3 rRNA genes are annotated in these 5,486 nt (G+C 61.9%); all 3 read right to left on the reverse strand.

Annotated features, from left to right (window positions below):
- Positions 1 to 4: 4 nt before the first annotated feature.
- Positions 5 to 121, reverse strand: a 5S ribosomal RNA gene (gene rrf / locus ACI78Z_RS24715).
- A gap of 125 nt (positions 122 to 246) precedes the next feature.
- Positions 247 to 3,381 (reverse strand): 23S ribosomal RNA (locus ACI78Z_RS24720).
- 504 nt (positions 3,382 to 3,885) lie between these two features.
- Positions 3,886 to 5,409 (reverse strand): 16S ribosomal RNA (locus ACI78Z_RS24725).
- Together the 16S, 23S and 5S rRNA genes form the textbook arrangement of a ribosomal RNA operon.
- Between the last annotated feature and the right edge of the window lie 77 nt (positions 5,410 to 5,486).

A 5,486-nucleotide genomic window follows, 5' to 3' on the forward strand; every position in this document is an offset into this window, starting at 1 on the left:
GGTTGTCCGGCGGCGTCCTACTCTCCCACCCCGTCTCCGGGGCAGTACCATCGGCGCTGAGAGGCTTAGCTTCCGGGTTCGGAATGGATCCGGGCGTTTCCCTCTCGCCATGGCCGCCGTAACGCTGTGAACCTGTCAACCACCCCGCCGGGGTGTGGTTGGTGCGTTCAGAACCGCACAGTGGACGCGTCGTGCTGCCAGTCTTCTCCGGCCGCCGGCCCCGCGGATGGGGGTGGTGGTGGTCGTGTGGTCAAGCCCTCGGCCTGTTAGTACCGGTCAGCTGCACACCTCGCGGTGCTTCCACCTCCGGCCTATCAACCCGCTGGTCTGGGCGGGGGCCTTACCCGGTTGACCCGGTGAGAGACCTCATCTTGAAGCGAGCTTCCCGCTTAGATGCTTTCAGCGGTTATCCCTGCCGAACGTAGCCAACCAGCCGTGCACCTGGCGGTACAACTGGCACACCAGAGGTTCGTCCGTCCCGGTCCTCTCGTACTAGGGACAGCTCTTCGCAAGTCTCTTACGCGCGCGGCGGATAGGGACCGAACTGTCTCACGACGTTCTAAACCCAGCTCGCGTACCGCTTTAATGGGCGAACAGCCCAACCCTTGGGACCTACTCCAGCCCCAGGATGCGACGAGCCGACATCGAGGTGCCAAACCATCCCGTCGATATGGACTCTTGGGGAAGATCAGCCTGTTATCCCCGGGGTACCTTTTATCCGTTGAGCGACACCGCTTCCACACGCCGGTGCCGGGTCACTAGTCCCAGCTTTCGCTCCTGCTCGACCCGTCGGTCTCACAGTCAAGCTCCCTTGTGCACTTGCACTCGACACCTGATTGCCAACCAGGCTGAGGGAACCTTTGGGCGCCTCCGTTACATTTTGGGAGGCAACCGCCCCAGTTAAACTACCCACCTGACACTGTTCCTGATCCGGCTCACGGACCGAGGTTAGACATCCAATTCGACCAGAGTGGTATTTCAACGGCGACTCCACGGGCACTGGCGTGCCCGCTTCCCAGTCTCCCACCTATCCTACACAAGCCGAACCGAACACCAATATCAAGCTGTAGTGAAGGTCCCGGGGTCTTTCCGTCCTGCCGCGCGTAACGAGCATCTTTACTCGTAGTGCAATTTCGCCGAGCCTGTGGTTGAGACAGCTGAGAAGTCGTTACGCCATTCGTGCAGGTCGGAACTTACCCGACAAGGAATTTCGCTACCTTAGGATGGTTATAGTTACCACCGCCGTTTACTGGCGCTTGAGTTCTGAGCTTCGCCCCGAAGAGCTAACCCGTCCCCTTAACGTTCCAGCACCGGGCAGGCGTCAGTCCGTATACATCGTCTTACGACTTCGCACGGACCTGTGTTTTTAGTAAACAGTCGCTTCTCACTGGTCTCTGCGGCCCCCCGCCGCTGCCCCGCGCGAGGCGGTTGACGGTAAGGGGCCCCCCTTCTCCCGAGGTTACGGGGGCATTTTGCCGAGTTCCTTAACCACAGTTCGCTCGATCGCCTCGGTATTCTCTACCTGACCACCTGAGTTGGTTTGGGGTACGGGCCGCTCGGAACTCGCTAGAGGCTTTTCTCGGCAGCATAGGATCATTCCATTCGCCGCAGACGGCTATGCGTCAGGCCTCACCCTGTGTGCGCCACGGATTTGCCTATGGCGCGGGCCACACCCTTGCACCGGTCCTACCACTCACCGGCGGAACTACCTTCCTGCGTCACCCCATCGCTTGCCTACTACCAGGTCGGGCCCCGCGCTCCCCCGCCGCGGTCACAAGTGACCCCGACGGCTTCGGGCGGTTAGCATCGCTGGGTTCGGCATGGGCGTTCCTTCGCGGGTACGGGAATATCAACCCGTTGTCCATCGACTACGCCTGTCGGCCTCGCCTTAGGTCCCGACTCACCCTGGGCGGATTAGCCTGGCCCAGGAACCCTTGGTCTTCCGGCGGGGGAGGTTCTCACTCCCCTCTCGCTACTCATGCCTGCATTCTCACTCGCGTGGCGTCCACGGCTGGATTCCTCCGCCGCTTCTCCCGCCACACGACGCTCCCCTACCCACCCCAGCCCCTGGCCGCCAGACCCGAGGTCTGCCGGCGGGGTGACGCTGGAGTGCCACGGCTTCGGCGGTGTGCTTGAGCCCCGCTACATTGTCGGCGCGGAACCACTTGACCAGTGAGCTATTACGCACTCTTTCAAGGATGGCTGCTTCTAAGCCAACCTCCTGGTTGTCTCTGCGATCCCACATCCTTTTCCACTTAGCACACGCTTGGGGGCCTTAGCCGATGATCTGGGCTGTTTCCCTCTCGACTACGAACCTTATCGCCCGCAGTCTCACTGCCGCGCTCTCACTTACCGGCATTCGGAGTTTGGTTGACGTCAGTAACCTTGTGGGGCCCATCGGCCATCCAGTGCTCTACCTCCGGCAAGAAACACGCGACGCTGCACCTAAATGCATTTCGGGGAGAACCAGCTATCACCGAGTTTGATTGGCCTTTCACCCCTACCCACAGCTCATCCCCCAGGTTTTCAACCCTGGTGGGTTCGGTCCTCCACGCGGTCTTACCCGCGCTTCAACCTGGCCATGGGTAGATCACTCGGCTTCGGGTCTAGGGCACGCGACTGGATCGCCCTGTTCGGACTCGCTTTCGCTACGGCTACCCCTCACGGGTTAACCTCGCCACGTACCGCTAACTCGCAGGCTCATTCTTCAAAAGGCACGCAATCACCGGCGCCCCCGAACGGGGACGGTTCCCGGCTCTCACGGCTTGTAGGCACACGGTTTCAGGTACTATTTCACTCCCCTCCCGGGGTACTTTTCACCTTTCCCTCACGGTACTCGTCCGCTATCGGTCACCAGGGAGTATTCAGGCTTAGCGGGTGGTCCCGCCGGATTCACACCGAATTTCACGGGCTCGGTGCTACTTGGGAAACACGTCCGGGAGGCGCTGCGTTTTCGTGTACGGGGCTCTCACCCTCTACGGCGACCCCTTCCAGAGGCCTTCCACTAACGCCAGCGCTTGCTCACTCCCCGCCAGTCCGGCAGAACTGGCTGGACGGTCCCACGACCCCGCTTCCACAACCCCTGCCGGGTCTCACATGGAAACGGTTTAGCCTCCTCCGCTTTCGCTCGCCACTACTCACGGAATCACGGTTGTTTTCTTCTCCTGTGGGTACTGAGATGTTTCACTTCCCCACGTTCCCTCCGCACGCCCTATGTGTTCAGGCGCGGGTCACACCACATGACTGGTGCGGGGTTCCCCCATTCGGACATCCTCGGATCAACGCTCGGTTGGCAGCTCCCCGAGGCTTATCGCAGCCTCCTACGTCCTTCATCGGCTCCTGGTGCCCAGGCATCCACCGTGTGCCCTTAACAACTTGGCCACACCACTACAACAAACCCCACCCACACCCTCCACCGGCACACACACGTGCACGCCGACGGCGGATCTGCGCGGGCCTGCAATCAAAGAAGATGCTCGCGTCCACTGTGCAGTTCTCAACGACCAACCGGCCACCACCCGGCACCTCGCCCCGCCGACCCCGCCATCCCCCGCTCCCCGAAGGAAGCGACGGCGGCGGGTGGTACGGAACCCCGGACGGCCCCGACACGAGGACGCCGACCCCCACCCGACGGCGGGGTCCGCTCCCTCAGGACCCAACAGCGTGCCTACGCCCCCCGGCCCCCCCGGCCCCGTTCCCCGCGCCCCCGCCAGGGGGGCGCCGTACTAGGAGCCGGCGGACGCCGGCGGCCGAACTGGTCAGCGTTCCACCCTCGAGCACCGCCTCGAACACCCGCGACCCCCCGGTAGTGGGCGGCCGTCACGATCCGAGCACGGCTCTGCACCGCCCACCCCCTGCGGGGCGCGCGGCGACAATGCTCCTTAGAAAGGAGGTGATCCAGCCGCACCTTCCGGTACGGCTACCTTGTTACGACTTCGTCCCAATCGCCGATCCCGCCTTCGACGGCTCCCTCCCGGTAAGGGGTTGGGCCACCGGCTTCGGGCGTTACCGACTTTCGTGACGTGACGGGCGGTGTGTACAAGGCCCGGGAACGTATTCACCGCAGCGTTGCTGATCTGCGATTACTAGCGACTCCAACTTCATGGGGTCGAGTTGCAGACCCCAATCCGAACTGAGACCGGCTTTTTGGGATTCGCTCCACCTCGCGGTATCGCAGCCCTTTGTACCGGCCATTGTAGCATGTTTGCAGCCCTAGACATAAGGGGCATGATGATTTGACGTCATCCCCACCTTCCTCCGAGTTGACCCCGGCAGTCTCCCATGAGTCCCCGGCATGATCCGCTGGCAACATGGAACGAGGGTTGCGCTCGTTGCGGGACTTAACCCAACATCTCACGACACGAGCTGACGACAACCATGCACCACCTGTGCACGGCCCTTACGGACCCCCCATCTCTGGAGGATTTCCGCGCATGTCAAGCCTAGGTAAGGTTCTTCGCGTTGCATCGAATTAAGCAACATGCTCCGCCGCTTGTGCGGGCCCCCGTCAATTCCTTTGAGTTTTAGCCTTGCGGCCGTACTCCCCAGGCGGGGCGCTTAATGCGTTAGCTGCGGCACGGAGACCGTGGAATGGCCCCCACACCTAGCGCCCAACGTTTACGGCGTGGACTACCAGGGTATCTAATCCTGTTCGCTCCCCACGCTTTCGCTCCTCAGCGTCAGTTGGTGCCCAGAGACCCGCCTTCGCCACCGGTGTTCCTCCTGATATCTGCGCATTTCACCGCTACACCAGGAATTCCAGTCTCCCCTGCACCACTCGAGTCGGCCCGTATCGACTGCAGGCCCGGAGTTGAGCTCCGGGTTTTCACAGCCGACGCGACCAACCGCCTACGAGCTCTTTACGCCCAATAATTCCGGACAACGCTTGCACCCTACGTATTACCGCGGCTGCTGGCACGTAGTTGGCCGGTGCTTCTTCTGCAGGTACCGTCACTTCCGCTTCGTCCCTGCTGAAAGAGGTTTACAACCCGAAGGCCGTCATCCCCCACGCGGCGTCGCTGCGTCAGGCTTCCGCCCATTGCGCAATATTCCCCACTGCTGCCTCCCGTAGGAGTCTGGGCCGTGTCTCAGTCCCAGTGTGGCCGGTCACCCTCTCAGGCCGGCTACCCGTCGTCGCCTTGGTAGGCCACTACCCCACCAACAAGCTGATAGGCCGCGGGCCCATCCCCAGCCGGAAACCCTTTCCACCACCAGACCATGCGGCCAGCGGTCACATCCGGTATTAGCCCCAATTTCTTGGAGTTATCCCAGAGCCGGGGGCAGGTTGCCCACGTGTTACTCACCCGTTCGCCACTGAACCCACCACCGAAGCGATGAGCCCCGTTCGACTTGCATGTGTTAAGCACGCCGCCAGCGTTCGTCCTGAGCCAGGATCAAACTCTCCGTAGATGCTTGATACCAGGCCGAGAACCGCGAGCTGACACTCGCGACATCCATCAACCCAAAGAAACCCACAAAGGGGTCTG

This window comes from Geodermatophilus sp. SYSU D01176, from assembly GCF_054050015.1.